At 70.5% G+C, this 26,560-nt stretch carries 19 protein-coding genes; 9 read left to right on the top strand and 10 right to left on the bottom strand.

The features are described from left to right. Nucleotides 1-61: 61 nt before the first annotated feature. Nucleotides 62-1,081 carry a LacI family DNA-binding transcriptional regulator gene (locus OG407_RS45240; RefSeq protein ID WP_405866658.1) on the top strand — a complete coding sequence of 340 codons (1,020 nt, stop codon included), beginning with the start codon at nt 62-64 and terminating at the stop codon, nt 1,079-1,081. Nucleotides 1,082-1,192: 111 nt separating this feature from the next. Here the strand turns inward: OG407_RS45240 and OG407_RS45245 are convergent, their stop codons facing one another. Both OG407_RS45245 and OG407_RS45250 read right to left on the bottom strand, forming a co-directional pair. Next, nucleotides 1,193-2,335: an ARPP-2 domain-containing protein gene (locus OG407_RS45245; protein ID WP_405866660.1), complete on the bottom strand. Its 1,143-nt coding sequence runs from the start codon at nt 2,333-2,335 to the stop codon at nt 1,193-1,195. After that, complete coding sequence (locus tag OG407_RS45250) at nt 2,332-3,771, bottom strand: hypothetical protein (protein WP_405866662.1); 1,440 nt, start codon at nt 3,769-3,771, stop codon at nt 2,332-2,334. Before OG407_RS45250 ends, OG407_RS45245 begins: the two co-directional genes overlap by 4 nt. 946 nt (nt 3,772-4,717) lie before the next feature. Here OG407_RS45250 and OG407_RS45255 point away from each other — a divergent pair. From OG407_RS45255 to prcB, 4 genes are all read left to right on the top strand, one after another. Then, nucleotides 4,718-6,199, top strand: coding sequence for a hypothetical protein (locus tag OG407_RS45255; protein WP_405866664.1), 1,482 nt, complete (start codon nt 4,718-4,720; stop codon nt 6,197-6,199). Continuing rightward, entirely contained in the window at nt 6,196-6,522 is a 327-nt protein-coding gene (locus tag OG407_RS45260; protein WP_405866666.1) for a hypothetical protein, read from the top strand. Before OG407_RS45255 ends, OG407_RS45260 begins: the two co-directional genes overlap by 4 nt. Then, a complete protein-coding gene (locus OG407_RS45265; RefSeq protein ID WP_405866668.1) occupies nt 6,519-7,487 on the top strand; it encodes a YbhN family protein in 969 nt (322 codons plus the stop codon). Before OG407_RS45260 ends, OG407_RS45265 begins: the two co-directional genes overlap by 4 nt. 72 nt (nt 7,488-7,559) lie before the next feature. Beyond that, the gene (gene prcB, locus OG407_RS45270; protein WP_405866670.1) at nt 7,560-8,414 is read left to right on the top strand and encodes a proteasome subunit beta; all 855 of its coding nucleotides are present in this window, start codon (nt 7,560-7,562) and stop codon (nt 8,412-8,414) included. A 25-nt stretch (nt 8,415-8,439) separates the two neighbouring features. Here the strand turns inward: prcB and araD are convergent, their stop codons facing one another. From araD to OG407_RS45310, 8 genes are all read right to left on the bottom strand, one after another. Further along, the gene (araD, locus tag OG407_RS45275; protein WP_405866672.1) at nt 8,440-9,165 is read right to left on the bottom strand and encodes an L-ribulose-5-phosphate 4-epimerase AraD; all 726 of its coding nucleotides are present in this window, start codon (nt 9,163-9,165) and stop codon (nt 8,440-8,442) included. 37 nt (nt 9,166-9,202) lie between these two features. Then, nucleotides 9,203-10,720: an L-arabinose isomerase gene (gene araA / locus OG407_RS45280; protein ID WP_405866674.1), complete on the bottom strand. Its 1,518-nt coding sequence runs from the start codon at nt 10,718-10,720 to the stop codon at nt 9,203-9,205. Nucleotides 10,721-10,767: 47 nt separating this feature from the next. After that, on the bottom strand, nt 10,768-12,450 hold the full coding sequence (gene araB / locus OG407_RS45285; protein WP_405866676.1) for a ribulokinase: 1,683 nt from the start codon (nt 12,448-12,450) through the stop codon (nt 10,768-10,770). A 129-nt stretch (nt 12,451-12,579) separates the two neighbouring features. Next, nucleotides 12,580-15,144 carry a CBM35 domain-containing protein gene (locus tag OG407_RS45290; RefSeq protein ID WP_405866678.1) on the bottom strand — a complete coding sequence of 855 codons (2,565 nt, stop codon included), beginning with the start codon at nt 15,142-15,144 and terminating at the stop codon, nt 12,580-12,582. Nucleotides 15,145-15,231: 87 nt separating this feature from the next. Then, nucleotides 15,232-16,086, bottom strand: a complete 855-nt coding sequence (locus tag OG407_RS45295) for a carbohydrate ABC transporter permease (RefSeq protein WP_405866680.1) — start codon at nt 16,084-16,086, stop codon at nt 15,232-15,234. Next, nucleotides 16,083-17,048: a carbohydrate ABC transporter permease gene (locus OG407_RS45300; protein ID WP_405866682.1), complete on the bottom strand. Its 966-nt coding sequence runs from the start codon at nt 17,046-17,048 to the stop codon at nt 16,083-16,085. Before OG407_RS45300 ends, OG407_RS45295 begins: the two co-directional genes overlap by 4 nt. A 77-nt stretch (nt 17,049-17,125) precedes the next feature. After that, nucleotides 17,126-18,439: an ABC transporter substrate-binding protein gene (locus tag OG407_RS45305; protein ID WP_405866684.1), complete on the bottom strand. Its 1,314-nt coding sequence runs from the start codon at nt 18,437-18,439 to the stop codon at nt 17,126-17,128. Between the two features lie 133 nt (nt 18,440-18,572). Next, a complete protein-coding gene (locus OG407_RS45310) occupies nt 18,573-19,643 on the bottom strand; it encodes a LacI family DNA-binding transcriptional regulator (protein ID WP_405866686.1) in 1,071 nt (356 codons plus the stop codon). A 169-nt stretch (nt 19,644-19,812) separates the two neighbouring features. Here OG407_RS45310 and OG407_RS45315 point away from each other — a divergent pair, with 169 nt between their 5' ends. The 4 genes from OG407_RS45315 to OG407_RS45330 all read left to right on the top strand — a co-directional run bounded on the left by OG407_RS45315 (nt 19,813) and on the right by OG407_RS45330 (nt 26,549). After that, on the top strand, nt 19,813-21,954 hold the full coding sequence (locus OG407_RS45315) for an alpha-galactosidase (RefSeq protein WP_405866688.1): 2,142 nt from the start codon (nt 19,813-19,815) through the stop codon (nt 21,952-21,954). A 271-nt stretch (nt 21,955-22,225) separates the two neighbouring features. Beyond that, nucleotides 22,226-24,550 carry an ATP-binding protein gene (locus OG407_RS45320; RefSeq protein ID WP_405866690.1) on the top strand — a complete coding sequence of 775 codons (2,325 nt, stop codon included), beginning with the start codon at nt 22,226-22,228 and terminating at the stop codon, nt 24,548-24,550. 137 nt (nt 24,551-24,687) lie between these two features. Then, a complete protein-coding gene (locus OG407_RS45325; protein ID WP_405866692.1) occupies nt 24,688-25,683 on the top strand; it encodes an anti-sigma factor RsbA family regulatory protein in 996 nt (331 codons plus the stop codon). A 155-nt stretch (nt 25,684-25,838) separates the two neighbouring features. Beyond that, nucleotides 25,839-26,549 (top strand): ATP-binding protein, encoded by a 711-nt coding sequence (locus tag OG407_RS45330; protein ID WP_405866694.1) that lies wholly within the window; start codon nt 25,839-25,841, stop codon nt 26,547-26,549. Nucleotides 26,550-26,560 lie beyond the last annotated feature (11 nt).

Raw genomic sequence — 26,560 nt, forward strand, 5'->3', positions numbered from 1 at the left:
CCAGCTGCCGCGAACGGTGTCAGGATGCATGTGCCGACATCGTTGAGGAAAAGGGTTGCGCGTGACCGCCGTTCCAAGTCTTCCGCCCACCGGGCGGGCGAAGCTCGCCGACGTGGCCAAGCTGGCCGGTGTCAGTGTCGGGACGGCCTCAAAGGCGCTGAACGGCAGTGGGAGCATGCGCCCGGAGACCCGGCAGCGCGTCCTGGACGCCGTCGAGGAACTCGACTTCCGGCCCAATCAGCAGGCGCAGAGCCTGCACACCGGCCGCAGCTGGACCGTCGGGCTGATGACCACGGACGGGATCGGTCGTTTCAGCACGCCCGTCCTCCTCGGGGCCGAGGACGCGCTCGGCGCCGGAAAGATCTCCGTGCTGCTGTGCGACACCCGCGGCGACGCCATCCGCGAGCAGCACCACCTGCGCAATCTCATGGACCGCAGGGTGGACGGCATCATCGTGACCGGCCGGAGGACGGACCCGCGGCCGCCGCTGAAGGGCATCGAGCCGATCCCGACGGTCTACGCGCTCTCGCCGTCCACCGACCCGGACGACATCTCCGTCGTGTCCGACGACCGGAGCGGAGCCCAACTGGCCGTCGAGCACCTGCTCTCCACCGGCCGCACCCGGATCGCGCACATCACCGGCCCGGCCCACCACGCCGCGGCCCGCGACCGCGCCCACCACACCCTCGACCTGCTCAAGCACTCCGCCATCGAACTCGCCACCGGCCGGGTCCACTTCGGGGAGTGGAGCGAGGCGTGGGGCCGCCGCGCCGCCGAAGCGGTCCTGCGCACCGCACCGGACACGGACGCCTTCTTCTGCGGCAACGACCAGATCGCCAGGGGCGTCGCCGACGCGCTGCGCGAGAACGGCCTCGACGTCCCCGGCAGCGTGTCGATCGTGGGGTACGACAACTGGGACGTCATGGCACTGGCCTCCCGCCCGCCCCTCACCACGATCGACACGGACCTCTCGGAGGTCGGCCGCAGGGCCGCTCTGCTCCTGCTGGACGCCATCGACTCCGAGCCGGCGCGCGGACTGCACAGCGTTCCCTGCCGACTCGTCGTCCGCGAATCCACCTGATTTCTTGGGTGGGTTGGGATCTTGTGAGCGGTTCCGGACGTCAGTCGTCGCTGAAGTCCCGCCGGTCTGAGGTGACTTGGGCGCGGAAGGCGAGATTGCCCCCCGGTGGCCTCAGGTTCGGTGCTGCTTCCGGTATCCGTCCAGGATGTCCTGGCGGAGCAGGAAGCCGAAACCGGCGGAGTCCAGCCGTAGGCCCAACTGATCGGCAGTGAGGCCGAGTTCGGCCGCGGTGTCCGCCAGGTGCCAGTCGTGGGCGGCGAGTCTGCTGAGGAGGTGGCCGCGACGGACCTGGCTCTCCGACAGGCGGAATGTCTTGAGGTAGGTGATCCGGCCCCTGTCGTCGGTGATGGCCTCGCCGATGTGGTTGCCCTGCTTGGGGCGGAACCGCGGCAGGAAGCGGGAGAGGGTGAAACGCCCCATCCGGTGGACCGACTGCCAGGTGTGCTCCTGCTCCAGCAGCTCGGCCGCCATGGTGGTGTCGTGGAACTGCGCCCAGCTGCGCTCCTGTTCGGCGACCGCCGTGCGCAGACCGGCCAGGGAGCGGATCCCCGCGTCGGGGATGCGGGCCCGGAAGTCCTGTACCGGCGGCATCAACAGGGCGTAGTGGTGGATCAGTTCGCCGTACAGGTCCTGAAGGAGCGAAGAGTGCAGCGCCCGGTAGTCCTCGGGATGCGGGACCACGAACGCGGCCGCCAACGCGTCCGAGACGTAGACCAGCACGCCGCACTGGCCGGGGTGGATCTCGAAGACGCGCAACGCGTCGGCGAGGCCCCGCACTTCGGCACCCGCGTACGCCTCCTCGACGCGCGGGGAGAGTCCTTGGCGGATGGCGCGCTGCGACCATTCCTCCCAGGCGATCGTCGGGCCGCCGAAGTGCAGTGCCAGGTAGCCCTCCAGCGCGAGGTGCATCGGGAGGAACCGCAGCCGGTCCCTGGCCTCGCGGCGGGCCATCCTGCGGTGGATGCGCAGGCCCATCGTGGCGGTCGGCACCGGGTCGGCGTCGGCGGAGAGCTGGGTGCCGTAGGCCGCTGCCGGTGTGCCGTCGCCGGTCCAGGTGGCGACGAAGCCGTGCGGGACGTAGGAGACGTAGGCATGGCGCGGGTCGACCTCGACGAGGCCGACCGTGTCGCCGTAGAGCCGCGGGTTCAGACGGAGGTCGACGACGGGCTCGTCGCGTACGAGCGGTACGAGGCGGACGCCGCCCCAGATCTGGGAGGGGCGGGTGGCCAGGCCGGTCAGGTCGAGTGTGGTCATCGCGACCGCTCCTGGTGGGGGGCGTCGAGCATGCGGTTCGCCCGGGTGTCCATGTAGGTGATGAGTTCGGCGAGTCCGGTCCGGCCTTCCGCGAACTGGGCGAGTTCCACCAGCGCGGGCAGGTCCTCGGCGTCACGGACACCGGCGGTGGGCACCGTCGGGGACAGCCGGCGTACGTCGAGGTCGGCGGCGTCGTAGACCGGGTTGAGGTGCACGACGCTGGTACGGCGCTCGGGGTCGAGGCGGGTCCTGAAGACGCGCAGCACCTCGCCGGCCAGGCCGGGGGGCGCGTTGTCCCAGCCGTCGGAGACGATCACCAGTCGGGTCGGAGCGGTGTCCAGCGCGTCCAGGATCCGGTGGCCCAACGGCGTCGGCCCGTACGGACGGGCCAGCAGCGCGTCGGTCCGCCCGGACGTCCACAGCCCGGTGTAGTCGTCGGCGAGGACCGCGAGCAGATGGTGGCAGGCCAGGGCGACGGCCAGCGGCCGACGTCGCTTGTGGACCGAGCCGAAGGTGGAAAAACTGTCGTCCAGTACGGCGGTGACCTTGCCCCAGCTTCCCCGGTGCGGTCCGGCGACCCGGGCGGCGGCCGATTCCAGGGCGTGGGTCAGCTCCGCGCGTCGGCGCAGACGGTCCTCGACCGGCAGCGACAGCACATAGGTCGCCAGCCGGGTCAGCGGCATCCTGGCCAGGTCCGCCGGTGTCCCGGTGGCGCCGATCCGGTGCGCGGAGTCCCGCAGCCGCAGGGTCTCCAGGCGGGTCATCCGCGGGGCTATGCGCTCCAGGAACACCTTCCGGGGGATGCCGTGCTTGGCGGCGAAGCCCTCGGCGGCGGTGTAGGGCAGCTCGTACAGTGCGGCCTGTTCGTAGTGCGCGCGGCGCCAGGTCTCCAGGAGGGGTGTCTCGTAGTGCCTGCGGGTGTGCGGCGCGAACACGAACGCCCCCAACTCCTCGGTGGCGGGCGCGAGATGGGCGTGGCGAAGGGCCCGCTTGAGGCCGCCGCGGTACTTCACGGCGTCGAACGCCGCGTCCGGTCGGGCGGACAGCCAGTCGCGCATGATCGCGCGGCAGCGACGGTTGTTCACCCGGGCCCGGCGCAGGGCGTCGAACAGCCCGTACACGCGCTGCGGCGGCAGGGTCGCCAGCCGGCCCGCGATCAGCCGGCCCTCGCTGCGCCGCTGGTCGGCGGTGGCCTCACCGGCGGTCTCCAGGAGGTGCCGGATGACGAGGGCCGCGTTGTGGTCGTTGATGTCGAGCGCGAGAACCCCGGCGTACAGGTCGCGGTAGTTCCCCAGCATGTACGCGTGGAGAAAGTCCAACGACAGCCGCTGCTCGCCCGCGTCGCTGTGGAATTCGCGCTGGCCGGTGGAGGTGATCGCCGCGTTGACGAAGAGCAGGACGTCCTCGGCCGCGATGAGGTCCCCGTACGAATCCATCCGACTCTTCCCCCGTAGCTGTGGACGCCGGCCGGGGAATGGGGGCACGAGCTGCGAATCATTGCTTCATAGGCAGGTTCCGGAAGTCGTACCGGAGTCCCGCGGCCGGCCCCAGGACCGTAACAGAGCAGGCCACAAGCCCTCCACCGGCTTTACCAGGGTGGTGTGGTGGCTGTTGTCGAGGCTGTGGCACGTGTGCGGGTCGGTGGCGGGCGGAGTGTCGGGCGGTTGGTCTGCCATCCACGGTTTCCTCTCGTCGCGGGACTGGAGTCAGTTGCACGAACTCGCCTCTGTCGCCGCCGAGTTGAGTGCGTATGACCAAGCCGTCGACCAGGACGCGGAGTGGGAAGCGCCCGCTGGACCTGCCGAACCCGTTGAACCTTCGTGACCTGCCGAGTTGAACGGGCCTCCCCGCACGGCCTGTTACCGCGGTCTGGCGTTCAGCCCGGACGGTCGGACGCCGTGGGCAACCCGTGGGACAGCTCCGACGTCCTCGATCCGGTGTCGGGGACGGGTCGGCCACGAGACGCCGGTCTTCATCGCGGACGCACGCCACCTCGCCGTTCGAGGCATCGCGTTCGGAGACCGACCCGGCGTGCTCTGGGTCCGAACGCCCACCGGGACTCTCATCGAGGTCGGCCTCGAACCGGAGACCACGGTCGCGCACGATGCACTGGCCGACTCCCCGGTCTCAGGGTTGGCCAGTACGGAGGGAGGCGAACTCAGGACACCTACGGCTTCGCCCCGGAAGCGGACCGGGAGAGCGCGCGGGCCTCCGTTGAGGAGCCGTACAGCGTGCGGGGCCGTCAGTCGCTTGGCTGAATTGCAGGCCGCAGTCCCGCCGGTCGCGAGGTAGTTTGTCCATGTTTTCCCTGACTCCCGCCTTCAAGAACCACTGGCTGTAGGGTGCAGGAAACCCTACAAACTGTAGGGGGAGGGGTGGGCAATGTCCGGCAGCGCGTACGCCACACTCGCCGGGACGCGACGGCTCGGACCGCCGACCACGTCCCGCCGCTCGGAGTACCCGCTCGCCGTCGTGGCGGGGGCCTTCACTCTCGCCCAACTGGTCCTCGTGCGCCCCGGGTTGGGCCTCGGCTGGGACGAGACCGTCTACGTCAGCCAGCTCAGCGCACACGCCCCCGCCGCCTTCTTCAGCGCACCCCGGGCCCGCGGCATCTCGCTCCTGGTCGCCCCCATCACGTCCTGGTCCTCGTCCACCACCCTCCTTCGCGTCTACCTCGCCGCCCTCTCCGGCCTGGCCCTCTTCCTCGCACTCCGCGCGTGGCGCGGCCTGTTCCCGGTCCGCGTCCTCGCCCTGGCAGGCGCCCTGTTCGCCTCCCTCTGGGTGACCCTCCTCTACGGCATCCAGGCCATGCCCAACTACTGGGTCGCCGTGGGCGCGCTCGCCGCCGCGGGATGCTGCCTGCGCGCCCGGGCCGACCGCTCCGACCGGGCCGCGGTGTGGGGCTTGGTGGCGAGCGCGTCCCTGATGGCGTGGATGCGCCCGACCGACGCGGTCTGGGCGACACTGCCGCTGCTGGCGTTCCTCGTGGCCGCCCGCCACTGGCGCCTGCTCGTCGCCCTCCTCGCCGGGCTCGCGTCCGGCGCCGCGGAGTGGGTGATCGAGGCGTACGTCAGTTACGGCGGCCTGACGCAGCGACTGCACGAGGCCTCGGCCATCGAGGGCGGACTCGGCTGGCATGTCGCGGTCGTCGACCAGCTGCGCAGCCTGGGCGGACGCGCGCTGTGCCGCCCGTGCACGGGGGAGATGCCCAACTCGGCGGTCGACGTCTGGTGGCTCGTGCTGCCCGTACTCGCCGTCGTCGGACTGGTCGTGGCGATCCGGGCGCGCCGCACGACGGCCACCCTCGTCCCCCTCGCCTGCGCCGCCACGGCCGCCTTTCCGTACCTGTTCATGATCGGGTACGCGGCTCCCCGCTTCCTCCTGCCCGCCTACGCGCTGGTGGCGATTCCGGTCGCCGACGCGCTGATCCACCTGGTCACCAGACCGACCGGAGTATGGCGGGGGGTCGCGGTGACCCTGCTCGCGATCGGCCTCGCCGGGCATCTGGCGATCCAACTCGCCGTCCTCGAACGGACGGTGGACCGCACGAACACCCAGCACCGCGACTGGTCGCGTACCGCCGCCGAACTCCACCGCCTCGGCGTACGCAAGCCCTGCCTGCTCACCGGCCAGGACGCCATCCCCATCGCCTTCTACACGGGCTGCGCCTCGGCCGCGACCGGGGGCCACAACGCCAACACGTCCCGGACGACCCTCGATCGCACGGCCCGCCGCATGCCCGTCGCCGACATCACCCCGGCCGGCAGCCGCCCACCCGCCTACGCCCGCGACTGGCCCGCCCACCGCCACGGCGGGCTCGACCTCCGCGTGGCCCCGAACACGGAGGGCGGTGACGACGGATGACGGCACGGTTTGCCTCTGCCCCGGCGGTGATGCGCGGGCGGGTCCTGGACTATGGCGCGCTCGGCCTCCGTGTCGTCCCGGCGCCGGGGGCGGGCCGGCGGGGCATGACGGCATGGTCCGCCTCTGTCTCGACGGCGCTGCGCGGGCACGTCCGCCGCTACGGCGCGCTCGGCCTGCGTGTCGTTCCGGCGCCGGGGGCGGGCCGGCGGGGCATGACGGCACGGTTCGCTTCTGCCCCGACGGCGCTGCGCGGGCGTGCCCGCTGCTATGGCGCGCTCGGTCCCGGCGTCGCCCCGGCCACGGTGAACGGTGGCGGCGCATGACGGCACCGCCCGCCTCGACCCCGACGACGACCCCCACCCCCACCACTCGCCGCCGCCGACACGCGTACTGGCAGACCGCGTTGACCCTCGTTGTCCTGGTCGCCGTCGTCTGTATGGTGCGGCGGCACTGGCCCGTGCTCGCGAGCGGGGCCGGGCGGCTGGCCGTCGCCGATCAGGGGTGGTTGCTCGTGGCCGCGACGGCCGCGCTCGGGACGTGGGTGTCCTCGGCGGTCGCTCAGCAGGGTGCCGTGCCCCAACGGCTGCCTGGCAAAAGGCTGGTGGCCTCGCAGCTCGCCGCGTCGGCCGCCAACCATGTGCTGCCCGCCGGGCTCGGCGCCGGTGCCGTCAATCTGCGGTTCCTGATGCGCTGCGGGCTGCCGGTCGGCCGCTCGGCCAGCGCTCTCGCCGTGAAGGCGACCGCCGGCGTGGCCGTCCGGATCGTGCTCATCGGCGTTCTCGCGGCGGTCTGTCCGGGTGTGTTGCGCGTCCCGGACATCTCCGTGGGCGTGGTGGGCGTCCTCCTCGCGGTCGTCGTGCTCGTCGCCGTGCTGCTCAACTGCCCGCTGTGGCCCCGGTGTCGGCGCGCCCTCGGCACGGTGCTGACCGACATCCGGGCCGTGCACGTCCGGCCGCACCGGGCGGCTGCCCTGTGGGGCGGCTCGCTGGCCTTCGCCGCGCTGAACTGCCTGGTGCTGATCTGTGTCACCCAGGCCGTCGAACTGCCCTTGTCCCCGGCCCGGGTTGCGCTCCTGTACCTCGCCGCCAGCAGTGCCGCCGCCCTGTTGCCGACCCCGGGCGGCATCGGTTCCCTCGACGCAGCGCTGGTTTTCGCGCTCACCGAGTCCGGGACCACGGCGTCGGCCGCCGCCTCCGTCGTCCTCGGCTACCGGCTGCTCACCGTGTGGCTGCCGCTGATCCCGGGGCTGTTGGTGCTCGGGGTGCTGGTCCGGCGCAAGGCACTCTGACCTCAACCGCGTTTCCCGCCCGGCCTGTTCAGGTAGGACTCCGATATCTGTCCACGGGCGAGGGGGAGTTGTATGGCGGAGAACGAGACGAGTGGCCGGTTGCCGGACGAGTTCTTCACTCCCGGGACCTCGTCCTTCACCGAGTTCCTGTCGGCGCACCGGCCCGCACTGCTGCCGACCCGCCGTCCCTTACCGGAGGGCGTCCGTGCCGGCGCCGACCAATTTCCGCACGGCACCACGGTGTTGGCCCTCTCCTACCGCGACGGCGTGCTGATCGCCGGCGACCGCAGGGCCACCATGGGCAACGTCATCGCGCAGCGCGACCTGGAGAAGGTGCACCCCGCGGACGACTACACCGCGGTCGCCTTCGCCGGCACGGTCGGGCTCGCCGTCGACATGGTGAAGCTGTACCAGGTCGAACTGACGCACTTCGAGAAGATCGAGGGCATCCCGATGACCCTCAACGCGAAGGCCACCCGCCTCGCGGGACTGATCCGCCAGAACCTCGGCCAGGCCATGCAGGGCCTCGCCGTCGTACCGCTCCTCGTCGGCTACGACCCCGCGGCGCCCGAGGGCGCCAAGGGCCGTATCTTCAGCTTCGACGTCGTCGGCGGCACCTACGAGAAGCCGGACTTCCATGCCGAGGGCTCCGGCTCCCCGTACGCCAGAGGCTCTCTCAAGAAGCTGTTCCACAAGGACATGTCCCGGCGTGACGCGGCCCTCGCCGCACTTCAGGCCCTCTACGACGCGGCCGACGACGACTCGGCCACCGGCGGCCCGGACATCAACCGCCGTATCTTCCCCATCGTCTCGGTCATCACCGAGGACGGCTTCGAGCGGCTGCCCGAGCCGGAGACCGAGGCCCTGACCCGCGAGATGGTCGAGCAACGCCACAACCACCCGGACGGGCCCACGGTCGCGCCGTGAGCGACACGGGTGGCTGTGGCGTCGGTCAGAGAGCGGGCGCGGGAGCCGGGTTGCCGTAGTAGGCGTCGGGGCCGTGTTTGCGGGTGTAGTGCCGGGCCAGCAGATGCGGGGGCGGCGGGGCCGTCGGGGACAGGGCCAGGGTGTTGATGGCCATGTCGGCCACGGCCTCGCAGATGATCGCGTGTTCCAGGGACTTGCGGGCGGTCGCGCCCCAGGTGAACGGGCCGTGGTTGGCGACGAGGGCGGCCGGGACCTCGCTCGCCCGCTGGTCGTCGCTCTCCAGCAGGTCGACGATCACCCGGCCGGTGTTGTACTCGTAGTCCTTCGCGCACTGGTCGGCCGTGAGGTCGGGGGTGCACGGGACCGGCCCGTTGAAGGTGTCGGCGTGGGTGGTGCCCAGCACCGGTATGTCACGGCGGGCCTGCGCGAAGGCCACCGCGTGGGTGGAGTGGGTGTGGGTGACACCGCCGATGGACGGGAACGCCAGGTAGAGACAGCGGTGGGTCTCGGTGTCGGTAGAGGGGCGCAGGTCGCCGTCGACCACCTTGCCGTCGGACAGGCGGACGGTCACCAGGTGGTCGAGGGCGAGATCCTCGTAGGGCACCCCTGAGGGCTTGATGACGAACACCCCCGCCTCACGGTCGACACCGCTCACATTGCCCCAGGTCAGCGTCGCCAGACCGACCTGGGGGATGGCCAGATTGGCGTCCAGTACCTCTTGCCGCAGGCCGTCACGGACTCGCGCGGTCATCGGTGTTCTCCTTGCAGATCGATCAGGATCACGGGTGTCACAGGGCCTGGGCGAGCCGGTGGTAGGCGGCGTTCCAGCGGATCTCCTTGGTGAACTGCCCGGTGCTGGTGGTCTCGTCGATGGTCAGCAGCTCCACGCCGGCCATGGCGGCGTAGTCCGTCAGCGTCTCGGTGTCGACGGCCGAGCTGAGCACGGTGTGGTGCGGGGCGCCGGCCAGCAGCCAGCTCTCGGCGGACTCCGCGAGCGAGGGGCGCGGCTTCCACACGGCCCGGGCCACCGGCAGCCGGCGCAGGGGCTCGCTCGGGGTGACGACATCGACCGTGTTCGCGGTCAGCCGGAAGCGGTCGCCGAGGTCGGACAGGCCGACGACCACGGCGGGGCCCGGGGCCGCGTTGAAGACCAGGCGGACCGGGTCCTCGCGGTCGCCGATGGACAGGGGGTGGATCTCGCAGCTGGGGCGGTCCGCCGCCACCGAGGGGCAGACCTCCAGCATGTGGGCGCCGAGGATGCGCGGGGTGCCCGGGCCCAGGTGGTAGGTGTAGTCCTCCATGAAGCTGGTGCCTCCGGGCCGGCCCGCACCCATGACCTTCATCGTGCGCAGCAGCGCCGAGGTCTTCCAGTCGCCCTCGCCGCCGAAACCGTAGCCGTCGGCCATCAGGCGCTGGACGGCGAGACCGGGCAACTGGTGCAGCCCGCCCAGGTCTTCGAAGTTGGTGGTGAACGCGGTGAAGCCGCCCTCGGTGAGGAAGGCGCGCAGACCGATCTCCTGGCGGGCCGCGTAGAGGAGGGAGTCGTGGCGGATGCCGCCGGGGCGCAGCGTTGGGGCGACGTCGTACAACTCGACGTATTCGGCGGCGAGTTCGGCGGCCTCCTTGTCCTCCACCTCGTCCACGACGGTCACCAGGTCGTTGACCGCGTACGTGTTCACCGAGTAGCCGAACCGCAGTTGGGCCTCCACCTTGTCGCCCTCGGTCACGGCGACGTCGCGCATGTTGTCGCCGAAGCGGGCCAGGCGCAGGGTGCGTGAGGCGTGCCGGCCGACGGCGGCACGGGCCCAGGCCGCGACCCGTCGCACGACCCTCGGGTCGGTGGCATGACCGGCGACGATCTTGCGTTCGATGCCGAGCCGGGACTCGATGTGCCCGAACTCCCGGTCGCCGTGGGCGGCTTGGTTGAGGTTCATGAAGTCCATGTCGATGCTGGGCCAGGGCAGCGACAGGTTGTACTGGGTGTGCAGATGCAGCAACGGCCGGTCCAGGGCGCTGAGTCCGGCGATCCACATCTTGGCCGGGGAGAACGTGTGCATCCACACGATCACGCCCACACAGGTGTCGGAGGCGCTTGCCTCCTGGCACAGCCGGCGGATCGCGTCGGCGTCGGTGAGGACAGGCTTCCACACGATCCTGACCGGGATCTTCCCCGGGCCGCCGAGGATCTCGGAGATGCTCCGGGACTGTTCGGCGACCTGGTGCAGGATGTCGTCGCCGTACAGGCCCTGGCTGCCGGTGAGAAACCAGATCTCCTGGTCGGGGTAGGGCGTGGCGTTGCTGTCCATGAGGGTTCCTTTCAAAGGGAGTTGACCACCGAGCGGGGGAGCGCTGCTCAGGCGGAGGCCTCGGCGCGGAGGTGGCGCAGACGGTGCATGACCTCGTTGGCGCCGCGCCCGAAGTAGTCGTGAAGCAGCCGGTATTCGGCGTACAGCCGGTCGTAGGCGGCGGCCCGCTCGGGGTCGGGCTGGTAGACGGCGGGGCAGGCCTTGGCCATCGCGTGGGCGGCGGCCCGGATGTCCGGGTACACGCCAGCCGCGACCGCCGCGTGCATCGCCGCACCGAGGGCCGGGCCCTGCGCCGAGTCGATGACACCGAGCGGGAGTCGGGTGACGTCGGCGTAGATCTGCATCAGCAGCGGGTTCTTCATCAGGCCGCCCGCGACGATCAGTTCGCGCACCGGCACGCCGGACGTCTCAAAGGCCTCGATGATGGTGCGGGTGCCGAAGGCGGTGGCCTCCAGCAGCGCCCGGTAGATCTCCTCGGGGCGGGTGGAGAGCGTAAGCCCGACCAGGACGCCGCTCAGGTCGTGGTCGACGAGGACCGAACGGTTGCCGCTCTGCCAGTCCAGCGCGATCAACCCGTGTTCGCCCACCCGTTGTTGGGCGGCGAGGGCGGTGAGGTGTTCGTGCGGGTCGCGGCCGAGCGCGGTGGCCTCCTCGGCGTACGACGCCGGGAAACCGGTGCGTACGAACCAGCCGAAGATGTCGCCGACGCCGCTCTGTCCGGCCTCGTATCCCCACAGTCCCGGAAGGATGCCGCCCTCGACCACCCCGCACATGCCGGGGACTTCGGCCCACCGGTCGCTGCTCATCACATGGCAGGTGGAGGTGCCCATGATGGCGACCATCCGTCCCGGTTCGACGGCGGTGGCCGCAGGCGCCGTCACGTGTGCGTCGACGTTCCCGACGCAGACGGCGATGCCCTCGGGCAGGCCCGTCCATGCGGCCGCCTCCGCCGTCAACCCACCCGCACGGTCGCCGAGTTGGCCGATCGGCTGGTCCAGCTTGTCGATCACGAAGCCGGCGAAGGCGGGATCGAGTGCGGCCAGGTAGTCGGAGGAGGGGTAACTGCCGTCCTGGAGCTGGCCCTTGTACCCGGCGGTGCACGCGTTGCGGACGTAGGTTCCGCTGAGCCGCCAGACGATCCAGTCGGCGGCCTCGATCCAGCGTTCGGTCAGCTCGTAGAGCTCCGGGTCCTCTTCGAGGAGCTGCAGGGCCTTGGCGAACTCCCACTCCGAGGAGATCTTCCCGCCGTAGCGCTGCAGCCAGGGCTCCTTGCGGGCGGCGGCCAAGGCGGTGATGCGGTCGGCCTGGGCCTGCGCGGCGTGGTGGCGCCAGAGCTTGACGTAGGCGTGCGGGCGGCCGGCGAGGTCGGGGAGTTCGCACAGGGGTGTGCCGTCGGCGAGGACCGGGAGGACCGTGCAGGCGGTGAAGTCGGTGCCGATACCGACGACTTGGTCCGGTCCGACGCCGGAGCGGGCCAGTGCCTCGGGTACGGCGATGCGCAGGACGTCGATGTAGTCGGAGGGGACCTGGAGCGCCCAGTCGGGCGGCAGCGGGGTGCCGTCGGGGAGGGCGCGGTCGAGGACGGCGTGGGTGTACGGGTGCTCGGCGGCGGCCAGTTCGGCGCCGTCGGCGACACGGACCACCACGGCCCGTCCGGACAGCGTCCCGTAGTCGACTCCGATGACGTAGGTGTCGGGATGGGTGTGTTCGCTGTTCTCGGCGTTCACCACCGGGTCGCCCTTCTGTTCGATATCTCAGTCATTGTTCGGGGTGTCGGATGCGGTGCAGAGTAAATCTCTGGGATGGAACCCCCGGTCGGGGCCCGGCACAAGTGCCCGGGCCCCGACCGGGGTTGACGGTCAGCCGGAGACCGGCGCGACCGTGACGCGGTCGATGTTGGGTGCGTAGGCGCTCGCGTTGGCGAAGCTGATCGTGTTGGTGCCGGCCGTGAGGGTGACCGGGACGGGCAGGTCCCAGTAGCTGGACCAGCTGTAGTTGTTGCGGAACATGACGGTCTGCGCGGTGCCGCCGTTGACGGAGATCTGGGCCGCCCGGGAGACGACGTTGGTGTTGTAGTTCCCGGAGCCGGAGACCTGGTCGTTGGCGTAGCGGACGTTCATGACGTACCGCCCGGCACTGGCCGCGGACACCTGGAAGGTGAGCGTGTTGGCCGAGCCGTTGCCGACATAGCCGACGTACTTGCCGCCCGAGGCCCAGCTGTCCGAGGTGGCGACGGCGGTTCCCGCGAGGGTCGCGCTCTCGGCCTCGTAGGCGCCGACGCCCGTGGTGTCACCGCTCGCGGCCACCCGCAGATCGCGCAGGGTCAGCGTGGTGGAGCCCGAAGTGGCCGCCGTGATGCGGTTGTTGCCCGCCGACAGGTACAGCCGTGAGCTCTTGTCGGTGAGCGTGCCGCTCGTGGAGGCCAGCGTGACGGCGGTCGCGCCGTCCAGGGTGAGGGTGCCGGACCCGTTGGAGGAGTAGTCGGTGTGGACGGTGTAGTAGCCGTCGGTCGGCGCGTAGACGTCGAAGGCGGCGGAGGTGCCCGAGGTCAGGGCCAGCGCACCGGCGCCGGTCGTACCGGACGCGGTGTAGTTGTACGTCGGCGAGCCGGTGATGTCGGCGTACGTGGCCGGGTACGACGTGTCCGCGCTGGAGGCCGCGGTGAGGTCGATCTTGTCGAGGGTGACCTCGTTGGTGCCCTTGGCCAGGGTGATCGTGTGCGTGCCCGCCGTCAGGGACACGGAGGCGCTCGCCGTGGAGCGGTAGGTCCAGTTCAGCGTCGGCGTGTAGGTGACCGTCTGGGAGGAGCCGCCGTCGACCGTGAGGGTCTGGGTGGCCGGGCCGCCGGACTGGTTGCCGTAGAAGACGTTCAGGTTGTACGTGCCCGTGGTCGGGGCCGTGACGGTGAAGGCGACCTTGCTGTCCGACTGGTTGAGGCTGCCGACGTCCTTGGTGCCCGAAGTGGCGTACCCGTAGGCGTTGGTGACGCTGCCCTGGGTGTAGACGGTGCCGTCGGTGATGGTCGCGTTCTCGGCCTCGTACGACGCCGTCGCCGGAGTGCTCGCGGCGGTGGGCGTGCCGGTGCCGGCCGGGTTGACGACGATGCGGTAGGCCGACATCGGGTCGAGGCCGGTCAGCGGGACGGTGATGCTGCCGCCGGAGGCGACCGTGTAGGTGCTGCGGGCGAGCACTGTGGGCGCCGGGCCCGCACCCTCGTAACCGCTCCAAGCGGTGCGCTCCACCGAGACGTTGACGGTGCTGCCGAACGACGACGGTATGTTCTTGACGACCGTGTTCGCCGAGCCGGAGGTGCCGCCGCCGAGGAGCACCTGCGCCTGCTTGCGGCCGGTGTCGAGGGACGCGATGGCCTGCAGCGTGTCGATGACGTTCGACTGCGGCGGGGTCACCTTGGCGGTCTGGCCGGTGAGGCCGGCGTACCAACGCAGCAGCCACCAGTCGCCGTTGGGGATGTTGGTCTGGCTGACGTTGCCGTCCAGGTTCCCCGCGATGTCCCAGTACGCCTGGTCGGCGTAGACCTTGTTCCGCTCGAACATGGACATCCACTGGATCATCTGACCCGGCACGGAGAGGTCGCGGCGGTCGCCGTACTCGTTGATGTTGACCGGGCGCGGGCTGATGCCGGCGTTGGTCTCGATGGTGCGGTAGGCGGCGAGGTTGCCCTCGAAGTTGGAGAGGGAGGTCGGGTCCAGCTCGTGCCAAGTCGTCATGTCCGGAAGGACGTTGTTGGCCTTGGCCCACGGATAGAAGTCGCCCATGAAACGGGCGTCGTAGTGCGTCTCGTTCGGGCCGGCGATCCGCGCGTTCGGGATGATCGAGCGGATCTTGTTGTAGACCGTCGTCCAGTCGCTCTCGAAGCTGGCGAGCGCGCTCTGGTACGTGGCGGTGGTCGAACTACCCAGTCCCGTATACCAGTTGCCGTCGGGCTCGTTGAACGGCACCCACACGAACGTGCTCGCGTCCGAGCGGGCCGCGACCTTGGTGACCATCGTGGTGACCTTGGTGAGGTAGTCGCTCAGCCCGAGGTTCTCGTACGGCCACGAGGCGTAGATGTCCTGCATGTAGATCAGGTTGTCGCCGCCGCCACCGCGGGCGAACTCCGGCTGCACGACCAGCGCGTCACCGTTCGGGTGCTGGGCGCCGTCCGGTGCCTTCTGGGCAATCGACGTCATGTGCAGGGGAGTTACCAGGTTGTCGCCGGGGACTCCGTCGTCGCTGAGGCCGTACAGGGCGCCGTTGGCTCCGTGCATGACCGCGCCGGTGGTGGTGCCGAGGTCGACGCTCAGCGTCGGGGTGGCCGCCTGCGCGGCGGGGACGGTCAGCGCCGTGCCCAGGAGGGCGGCGGTCACCACGGTCACGCCCATGAGGGCGCGGACGGAACGGGATCTACGGGGTGTTCGAGGCATGGCTGTCCTCCTCCTCCCGCGGCGTTGCGGGAGGCTGTCGGGTACTTCGGGGGTGACCGGGGCGGCTCAACTGGCCGTACCCCGGGGCTACTTGACGGCGCCGCTCGTGATGCCGGAGACGATGCGGCGCTGCGCTATCACGAAGACGAGGACCATGGGGAGGCTCATCATCACGACGTAGGCGAAGATCAGGTGCCAGTTGTTGAGGTACAGCTGGGCGTTGGCGACCTGGTAGAGGTTGAGCGGCAGGGTGGCCTTGTCGCCTCCGCCGAGCACGAAGAAGGCGTAGAAGATGTCGCTCCAGGCGTAGAGCATCACCATGATCGTCGCGGTGGCGATGACCGGGCGCAGGAGCGGCAGGATGATGCGGAAGAAGACGCGGACCGGGCCCGCGCCGTCCATGCGGGCGGCTTCCTCCAGCTCCTCGGGGAGGGCGCGGATGAACCCCGTCATGAAGAAGATCGAGGTGGACAGGTACATCCCGGCGTAGACACCGACCATGCCGGGACGGGTGCCGGCCAGGCCGAGCTGGCGCAGTTCCATGACGATGGTGATCACGGCGGGCGGCAGCAGCAGTCCGCTGATGCTCAGCGCGTACAGGGTGTTGACCAGGCGGCCCTTGCGGCGGGCGAACACCCAGGCGGCGCCCGCTCCGAGGAGCAGCACGAGGACGACGGACGGGGCGACGACCAGGAGGCTGTTGACGAGGCCCTGGACGATCTTGCCCTCGTCGAAGCTCTGCTTGTAGTTCGCGGCGGCCTGCACGTGGTGCGGCAGGGACAGGTTGGGCTTGATCGCCTCGGCCTGCGGTTTGAATGACGTGACCGCGACCAGCCAGAGCGGGATGCCGATGGTGACGCCGGCGACGATCAGCACCACGAGCGGCTGGACCCAGCGCAGCGGGCGCCGGTGTGCGGGGGCGAACGCGGTAACGGTGGTCACTGGTTGTTCTCCCTGCGGCGCAGGCCGACGATGACGGGCACGGCGAGGACGACGACGATGAGGAAGAGCACCAGGCTCATCGCGGACGCCTGCGCGTACAGGCCCTGGCCGAAGATGCGGAACATGTAGATGTTGAAGACCTCGGTCTCGCCGCCGGGACCGCCTCCGGTGGTCGCCTGCACGATGTCGAAGGTGTTCATGGAGCCGATCAGCGCGGTCGTCACATTGAACGTGACGGCGGGCGCGAGCAGCGGGAACCTGACCGACCAGAAGGTGCGCCACCAGCCGGCCCCGTCGATCCGGGCCGCCTCCAGCACATCACCGGGCATGCTCTTCAGGCCCGCCAGATAGATCAGCATCGCCAGGCCCATCCACTTCCAGCCGTGGATGAGGGTCACCACGACCAGGGTCCAGGTGGTCGAGCCGAGCCAGGGGGTGTCGACATGGTGTCCGGCGACCGAGGACAGCACGCTGTTGAGCGCGCCGTCCTGGGCGAGCAGGGCGCGGAAGATGTAGCCGACGGCGAGCGCGGAGATCAGTACCGGGAGGAAGAACACCGCGCGGAAGAAACGGTTGAAGCGGGTGTCGCGCTCCAGCAGCAGGGCCAGGGCGAGACCGAAGCCGTTCTGGAAGACGGCCACCAGGACCGCGTACTCCAGGGTGATGCGGATGTCACGGGCCATCGACCCGTCGTGCAGGATGGTGCTGAAGTTCGACAGTCCCACGAAGCCGATCTGCGAGTGGAACGCCGACCAGTCGGTGAACGGGTAGACGAAGTTCAGCAGGTTCGGCAGCAGGAAGAACACGCCGAACACGGCGAGCGCGGGCAGGGCGAACCACCACGGCTGGTTGGCCTTGCCGCGGAGCCGGTGACGACGGGACGGCCGGTCCTGGACGGTGTCCCGGTCTCGGTCCTTCGCGCGCATGGCGTCGAGAGCGTCCATCGTGGCGGTGTCCACCACTTTCTTACCTCCGGTACGGGCCCCGGGCGCACCGCCGACGGGCGGCCCGGGGGGACGAGCTGGCTCAGTGGCGCGGGTCAGAAACCGGTGACGCCGCGCGCCTTGAGGACCTGCTTGAACTGGTCCTCGGCAGCCTGGGCGACCTGGAGCGGGGTCTTCTTGCCGTAGATCATGTCGGCGAGCGCGAGGTGCATGTCCGGGGCGGTGAGCGCCTTGACCTGGAAGACGCCCGACGCGCTGGACAGGGCCTTGGCCTGGGCGATCGCGGTCTGCGGCAGACCGTCGGGGTTGGCCACGGACGGCTCCACGGAGACGAGCTTGTTGGCCTTGATGTAGGCCGGGTAGTCCGGGCCGAGCCAGAAGGACATGAACTGCCGGGCCGCGTTCTGCCGCTTGGTGTCACCCGTGTTGAAGGCGACGACACCGTTCGTCTGGTCCGGCGAGTACTCGGCCTTCGCGGAACTGTTGGCGATGGGGAACCAGCCGAGCTTCTTGTCGATGTCCGCCGTGCTGGCGGTGGCCTGGATCTCCGACTGGAGCGCGGTGACGTTGACGGCCATCGCGGCGGTGCCGTCCATGATCGCCTTGCCCTGGTCGACGAACGTGGCCGTCTTGTAGTTCTTCTGCGCCAGGCCGCCGTCGAGGACCTTCGTCTTGTACTTGGTGATCGCGTCGACGATGGTCTTGTTGGTCCAACTGTCCTTGTTCTTGTTGAGGTTGTCCCAGAAGGACTGCGGCAGATCCGTCATCTGGGCCTGCACCTGCCACTGCAGCGGCCACTTGTCACCGCCGACCTCGAAGAACGGCGCCACACCCGAGACCTTCGACTTGATCTTCGCGGCGTCGGCGAGCAACTCGTCATAACTGCTCGGCATGGTGGTGATGCCGGCCTTCGCGAAGACGTCCTTGTTGTAGTAGACGCCGAGCACGGCGGGGCTGGTGACGATGGCCGCGTAGCGGTGACCGTCGACCTGGCCGAGGGTCTTCTCCGTGGTGCCGAGCTTGGCGACCCAGTCCTCGTTGTCGAGGGTCAGCAGGTTCTTCGCCGGCTGCACGAACGGCAGGGTGCTGCCCGTGGGCTGCCAGAACATCAGGTCCGGCTTGACGCCCGAGGCGAGCTTGGTCGGGACGTTCGACTCGTACGGGTCCGGTATGACCTCGGTGTTGATCTTGGCGCCGGTGGCCTTCTCGAACGCCTCGATGGCCTGCTTGGGCTCCGAGACGCTGTTCTGGGCGACCCACATGGTGAGGCTGACGCCCTTGAGGGAGGCGGTCGGGTTGACCGAACCCTCGGGTGCGGCGGTGGTGGCGCCACCGGTGCTGTCACTGCACGCGGTGGCGGTCAGCCCGAGAACACAGGCGGTGGCAAGGACGGAGACGGCTCTTCTCATGGCGGATCCTTGTTCGTACGCGGAAGGAAGGCAGGGCGGTGCTGCGGAGTTGCGCGAAGACTGCGGGGAGGGCGGCTGACGGGTACGGCGAGCGCGGTGGACGTGACGGAGACGGCGATGACGGACGTCCGGCTCAGGCCTCCCGTGGCCCCGAGCTCTCCCGGAGGACGAGGGTGGGTTCGGCCGGTACCGGCGCAGACTCCTGCTGATCGGTGTCGAGTTGGGCGCGCAGCAGCCCGAACGCGGCGCGGCCAAGACCGTGGAAGTCCATGCGGACGGTGGTGAGGGACGGGGTGACGAAAGCGGAGTGCGGGGCGTCGTCGAAGCCGATGACGCTGATGTCCTCCGGGACCCGCCGGCCCGCGTGGTGCAGGGCCCGCAGTACACCCAGCGCCAGGTCGTCGTTGCCGCACAGGATCGCGGTGACGTCCTTGTTCCGGGCGAGCTTCTTCCCCGCCTCGTAGCCGGCCTGGGCGTCCCAGCCCTTGCCGGACGGCGGGGGCGGGGTGATGCCGGCCGTTTCCAGGGCCTGGCGCCAGCCCTCGGCGCGGGGGCCCGCCAGGCGCCGGGTTCCGGTCGAGGCGGGAATCGCTACGTAGTGGACATTCGCGTGCCCGAGCGACAGCAGATGCTCGGTGGCGGCACGGGCCGCCTCACGGTCGTCGGCCCACACCGCCGGACGGCCGGGTGTCCGGCCCGGCGCCGGCGCCTCCACCAGCGCCGCGCACGGCACATGTGCGGGTACGCGGTCCAGGGCGGCGGCACCGATGCGGTCGTAGCCGATGACCACCACGCCGCCACCGGTGTCGGCGGCCGCGGCGATCGTACGGTCCAGGTCGTCCTCCGGGGTCACCACCCGCACACCGAGCGCGTATCCGGCGGCTCGGGACGCCTCCTCCAGGCCCTGCAGCGTGGCCGCATAGCCGTAGAGGACGGTGTTCGACGTGATGACCGTGACCGATCGGGTGACCCCGCTGGCGAGGGCGAACGCGGTGGCGTTGCGCCGGAAGCCGAGAGCCTGGATGGCGGCGTCGACGCGCTTTCGGGTCTCCTCCTTGACGTTCGGGTGCCCGTTGATGACCCGCGAAACGGTCTGGTAGGAGACGCCTGCGGCAGCCGCGACGTCGCGGATACTGGCGGCTTTCTGCGGCCCCTGAGGGGGGTCGCCGTGGCCGCCGGAGCTTGTGTGACCGGTCACATCCATGCGAGGATTGTGAGCGGTCACAACGTGGGCGTCAAGAGACCGTAACTGGGGATTTACCTTTCGAACACACCGGCCAGGGCGGGGAGATCGCGCCCACCGGCTGAGAAACCCCAGTTCAGCGCCTGTACGAGAGCCGCAGGACCGAACTGTCCCAGAAGGGGAATTTGTGTTGACCAGTGTCGTCGAAACAGCCGAGAGGTCCCGTATCTGGTCGCACCCGGAGCTCGGGTTGCACGCCGTCCTGGACGCCGACGGGTCGGTGAGACTGGGGAGTTCCGGCCAGCACTGGGACCGCCTGGTCCCCCTCGTCGAGGTCACCGCGACCGGTCACGGGCGTCTGTGGTCGGGGGAGCGTTTCATCGAGACGGCCATCGGCGAGCGTCTGGCCTACCGCAGCCATGACACGCAGACAGTGCGGGACGGCGGCCTGGAGCGTACGACGATCCGACTCGCGGACCCGGTGACCGGACTGGCCGCCGAGGTCACCCTGGAGGCGAGCCCCGGCGCGACCTTCCTGCGCTCACGGGTGCGACTGGTCAACGAGGGCGTCGATCCCCTCCGGTTGGAGAGCGTGACGACCCTGACCCTCGGCGGGATCACCTCGTCCGTCGCCGAATCCTCCGTCGCGGAATCCTCTGTTGTCGAAGACGGCCTCGACGGACTGACCCTGCACTGGGCGGACAACGACTGGCTCGCCGAATGCCGTTGGCGCCAGGCCGAACTCCGCGACGAGGTCGTGCCGTTGAGCCGGTTCGCCCACGGGCGCGAAGGACGCGGCTGCTTCGAGCGCTCCTCGCAGGGGAGTTGGTCCACCGGCCGGCACCTCCCGGTCGCCGCCCTCACCGACCCGGAGGGCAACGCCTGGCTGTGGCAGATCGAGTCCAGCGCGGGCTGGCGCTTCGAGACCGGCGAACGCGAGGGCGCGGCCTACATCGCCCTGTTCGGCCCCGATGACGCCCACCACCAGTGGCACCAACTCCTCGCCCCCGGCGAGGACTTCCACACCGTCCCCGCCGTCCTCGTCCGGGTGGGGGCCGGCGGCCTGGACGCCGCCTTCGGCAGCCTCACGGACTACCGCCGGGGCATCCGCCGCGACCACCCCGACCACCGCACCCTCCCGGTGATCTACAACGACTACATGAACACCCTGAACGGCGACCCCACCACCGAACGGCTCCTGCCGCTCGTGGAGTCGGCGGCGGTCGCGGGTGCCGAGGTCTTCGTCATCGACGCGGGCTGGTACGACGACGACGCCCAGGGCTGGTGGGACTCCGTCGGCGCGTGGGAGCCCGCGCCCAACCGTTTCCCGGGCGGCATCCAGGAAGTCCTCGACGCCATCACGAAGCGCGGGATGACCCCGGGTCTCTGGCTCGAACCCGAAGTCGTTGGCGTACGCAGCCCGTTGGCACAGACCCTGCCGCCCGAGGCGTTCTTCCGGCGCGGCGGTCTGCGCGTCACGGAACACGGCCGGCACCACCTCGACCTGCGCCACCCGGCCGCCCGCGCGCATCTCGACGAGGTCGTGGACCGGCTGGTGGGGGAGTGGGGCGTCGGCTATCTGAAGCTCGACTACAACATCAACATCGGCCCCGGCACCGAGAACGGGACCGAGAGCGCGGGCGCCGGACTGCTCGGGCACCACCGAGCCCACCTCGACTGGATGGCCGGGCTCCTCGACCGTCATCCCCAACTCGTCCTGGAGAACTGCGGATCGGGCGGCCTGCGCTGGGACTACGCCCAACTGGCCGTCGCCCAGCTCCAGTCCACCAGCGACCAGCAGGACCCGCTGCGCTACCCGCCCATCACCGCGGCGGCGGCCACCGCCGCGACACCCGAACAGGCCGCCGTGTGGGCGTACCCCCAGCCGGACCAGACCTTCGACGAGATCGCCTTCACCCTCACCGGCCCGCTCCTCGGCCGTGTCCACCTCTCCGGCTTCCTCAACCTCATGAACGACGAGCAGTTCGACCTCGTCCGCTCGGCGGTCTCCGTCTACAAGGAGGTCCGGGGGGAGATCGGCACGGGACATCCGTTCTGGCCGCTGGGGCTTCCCGGGTGGGAGGACGGGTGGATCGCGCACGGGCTGCGGGGGTCGGACGCGACGTACGTGATGGTCTGGCGGCGGGAGTCGGGTGACGGCGGCAGCCGCACCTTCACTGTTCCGCATCTGCTCGGGGCGCCGGTGCGAGCTGCGGTGCTGTATCCGACGAGTGCGGATGCCGGTGCGGAATGGGACGCGGCGGAGGGGCAGTTGACGGTGTCGCTGCCTCGGGTCAACACCGCTGTTCTGGTGCGGCTGAGCGGCAGCTGAGTCGCGCACTCGGACACAGGAGTACCGGAGCTCTCCCTTCCGCCGAACGGGCGGGCTCCGGGCCGTCGTTGCACGGCCGATCCACCGGTGATCGACTTGGGACAGGTTCTGCGCATATTCCGTCAGAAAGCCGCCTTCAGCTGGCAATGCCGGGCTACAGGCGCTTCGTTCGCGTCCCGCCCATAGAGTTCTTGGAAGTCCATGCGCGGCGAGGCCATGGCGGGCACCGGACGTATCACTTTCGGAGGCGGGACCGATTGTGCAGGTATCCGTGACAAGGCAGAACATCGGCCGGCCCGTCAGGGCGTCGAGTTTCGTCGGCCGGCGTCAGGAGACCGCCGAGGTCAAACGTCTGGTGGGCGCCCACCGGTTGGTGAGTCTGACGGGGACGGGCGGGGTCGGAAAGACCCGGCTGGTGCTGCACGCGGTGCCCCGGTTGGCGCGGGCGTTCGCCGACGGGGTGCACATCGTGCAGCTGGCCGGTGTGCGGGACGCGTCGCTGGTGCCGCTCGCGTTGATCGAGGCGCTCAACATCCGTGATGTGTCGGGTCGTTTGCCGGTGCGGGTCCTCGTCGACCAGCTCCAGGGCCGGGAGACGCTGCTCGTCCTGGACAACTGTGAACACCTGGCGGACGCGTGCGCACGGCTCGTCGAGACGCTGCTCGCGAAGACCGCGGCGGTGCGCGTGCTGGCCACCAGCAGACATCCGCTGGATGTGACCGCCCAACACGTCCTGGAACTACAGCCGTTGGCGACTCCCACGCCGGGCGAGCCGCTGCCTCCCAAACCCGCGCTGGAGTACCCGGCACTGGCCCTCTTCGCCGACCGGGCCGCCGCCGTACTGCCCGGGTTCACCCTCACCGCGGCCAACCAGGATGCGGTGGCCGCCCTGTGCCGTCGGCTGGACGGACTGCCGCTCGCGATCGAACTGGCGGCGGTACGGATGCGCGCCCTCGGGGTGCAGCAGTTGCTCGAACGCCTCGACCGGCGTTACCGGTTGCTGGCCGACTGCGTGGGCGGTGCCGACAGCGAGGACACGCTGCCCCGGCACCGCACCCTGCGCGCGGCCGTCGACTGGAGCCACGACCTGTGCACCCGCGGGGAACAGACGGTGTGGGCGCGCGCCTCCGTCTTCGCCGGGAGCTTCGACCTCGGCGCGGCCGAGGAGGTCTGCGCCGGGCCCGGCCTCGACCGTGACGAGATGGTGGACGCCGTGGCCGGTCTGGTCGACAAGTCGCTGCTCGTCCGGGACGGCGACGCCGTCCACGCCCGGTACCGGATGCTGGAGTCGATCCGGCAGTACGGCCTCGACCGGCTCCGCGAGGACGGCGCAGGCGCCGAGCCGGCGGCCCGGCGCCGGGTGCGGGACTGGTGCCTGGACTTCGTCGAGGAGTGCGAGCGGCGCTGGTTCGGCCCCGACCAGCCGGAGTTGATACGGCGGCTGCACGCGGAGTCGGACCTCGTCCGCTCGGCGTTCGAGTTCTGCCTGAACACACCGGGAGAGCTGCGGGCCGGGCTGAAACTGGCCGGGCACCTGTGGTTCTTCTGGTTCGCGACCGGCGCCCTGGTCGAAGGCCGGTACTGGCTGGAGCGACTGCTCGCCGCCGCCCCCGAGCAGACCGTCGAACGGGCCCGCGCCCTGTGGGCCCTCGCCCTGATGCTGCTCAGCCAGGGCAACGCCGGCCGCGCCGCACCCCTCGTCGAGGAGGCCCGCGCACTCGCCCTGCGGCTGGGTGACGAGGCCGAGGTGGCGCACACCTTCTTCGGCCGCGGCGGCGCCTGCCTGATCAGCGGGGACTACGCGCGGGCGAGGGCCGTGTACGAGGAGGCGCTCGCCCTCCCGCCGCGCGAGGGCGAGTCGATGAGCCTCGTCGGCTTCAAGTACGTGGAACTGGCCCATGTCCTCGCGATCCAGGGCGAGTACGACCGCGCGATGGCCCTGTGCGAGGAGTTCCGGCAGGTCTGCCTGACCTACGGCGAACAGTGGATCCACTCCTACCTCCTGCGCATCCTCGCCTTCGCCGAGTGGGCCAAGGGCGACCAGACGGCAGCCGGAGTCCACGCCCGGGAGTGCCTGCGGCTCAAGCGGGCGGTCGGCGACGTGTTCGGCACCGGCATGACGCTGGAACTGCTCGCCGCGGTCCACGCCCGCGACGGCGAGGGCCGCCCCGCCGCCGTCCTGCTGGGCGCCGCCAAACGGATCTGGCAGGACGCCCATGTCGCGCTGGACCGCACCCCGTCCCACGGCCCGGTGCGCACCGAGGCCGAGGCCGGCGCCCGCGCACTGCTGGGCGACGGATTCAAGAACGCCTACCGCGAAGGCCTCGAACTCACCTCGGACCACGCGGTCGCCTACGCACTGGGCGAGCGGGAGTCCGCGCCCCGGCCGGTGCTCGACAGCCCGCTCACCCGCCGTGAGACGGAGGTCGCCGAGCTGATCGCCGAGGGGCTGACCAACCAGCAGATCGCCGACCGGCTGGTCGTCGCGCTGCGCACGGCGGAGGGCCATGTGGAGCGCATCCTCAGCAAGTTGGGCTTCACCTCGCGCAGCCAGGTCGCCGTCTGGGCCGAGGCGCGTCGGGCCACCCGCCCCTGATGGCGTACGGCCGTGACGACGCGCATCCGTGACGACGTACTGCCGTGACGACGTACAGCCGCAATGACGAACTGCCGGGACCACGTACTGCAGAGATCACGTACGGCCGCGAACCGAACGAGAAGGAAGGCAGACCGATGGAACACGGAGAACCCACCACACTCACCCGACCCGTCCCACCCGCCCCCCGCGTCAAGCACCACGCCGGCATCCATTCGTCCGACGAGGAGTTCCTGGCGGTGGTGGTGCCGTTCCTCAGGGACGGCATCCTCGCGGAGGAGGAACCGGACCCGGTGGTCATCACCACCCCGCGCAAACTGGACCTGCTACGGGACGCGCTCGGCCCCGACGCCCGCCAGGTCGACTTCCGCGACTCCGCCCGCTGGTACCGGGGAAGCCCCGCCAACAGCATGGCCACCGCCCTCGACTACTACGTCACGCACGCGAGCCCCGAGGGCCTCCTCCACATGACGGGCGAGCCGGTCTGGGAGGGCCGTTCGCCGCGCCAGATCCCCGAGTGGAAGCGGTACGAGGCCCTCGCCACCGAACTCTTCACCGGCGCTCCGCCCGACCTGATGTGCCTGTACGACACCCGGACCGCACCACCGGACGTCGTCGACGCCGCCCGGCACACCCACCCGACGGAACTCAACCGGCAAGGTGTTCAACCCAGTTCGCTCTTCACGGAGCCCGCGGTCTACGCGACCCAGGGCCTCGGCCCGCTGCCCGCACCGCCGCAGGACGCGGTCGGCGTCGGCCTCGACGGGGACCTGACCGCAGGACACCGGTTCGCGGCGGACCAGGCGCGGGCGCGCGGCATGGCACCCGAGGAGGCGGCCCGCTTCGGGCAGGCCGTGTCCGGCGCCACGCGCTACGCGGCCTCCCAGGGCTGCGACCGCGCACACCTGCGGCTGTGGTCGACCCGGCAGCGCGTCATCTGCGAACTGCGCACCCCGCGCGGCCGTATCACCGACCCGTTCCTCGGCTTCCGGCCGCCGGGTCCCGAAGCGCGGCCGGAGGACGGGCTCTGGCACACCCGCCAGGTCTGCGAGTTCGTCGACATGAGGTCCGGCGACGGGGCGAAGGAGGGGTGGACCATCCGGATGGAGACGGCTCTCGTATCGGCAGGTTGACGAACCGGCCCGCGGATTCGGGTAGTTCCCCCCGCGCCTCGAAGGGCACGGCGGACGCATGGTGGATACGAGGCCGGGTCTGTTGGCGGACCCGGCCCAGGGCCTGCCGTAGCACCGCACGAACCGAGCGCCCCACGGGCCGAAGGGAAACATCCATGCCGAACGACCGTCCACGCGGCCTGCCGACCGTGGGCGAAGGCTGCACCACGATCCTGGGCCCGGGAAAGTCCTCGGTCCGCCAGGCCAGGGAACTCGTCCGCAAGCGGCTCGCCGAGTACGGCCTCCAGGACCTGGTGGACATCGCCGAACTGCTCGTCAGCGAACTCGCCACCAACGCCGTCGTGCACGCGGGCGGACGCTACCGGCTCACCCTGTCCCTGGGCGTCGGCATACTGCGCTGCGAGGTCGCGGACGAGCGGCGACACCTTCCCCGGCCGCCGCACCGGCAGGTCGAGCGCGACGACGACCTCGACGTGGACCCCGACAGCGAGAACGGCCGTGGGCTGTTCCTGGTCGACGCGCTGGCCCACCGGTGGGGCAGTCGGCTCGTGGAGGAGGGCAAGGAGGTGTGGTTCGAGCTGGAGATCGACGCTTCGGGCGGCGCGGGCGACGAGGCGGCGAAGACGGACGTCCACCTCCCGGCACCGGCCCGGCCACGGGCTCAAGAGCCGCACGGCTGCACCGAGTTGGCTCACGAACGGGCGGACCACCAGTACAGCCCGGACGGCGAGCGCGCCGAAGATCTCGGGCTGCTGGGCTGCTCCGAAGACCTTGGGCCGCGCAGCCGGTACCGCCCACGGCGACCGGTGCCGGGCGCGGCGTCTCGGTCGCGCCATGATTCGGCACCGGCCGCCGTTTCCGCCTGAGCACGTCCACC

It is taken from the genome of Streptomyces sp. NBC_01515, from assembly GCF_045040345.1.
Lineage (GTDB): Bacteria > Actinomycetota > Actinomycetes > Streptomycetales > Streptomycetaceae > Streptomyces.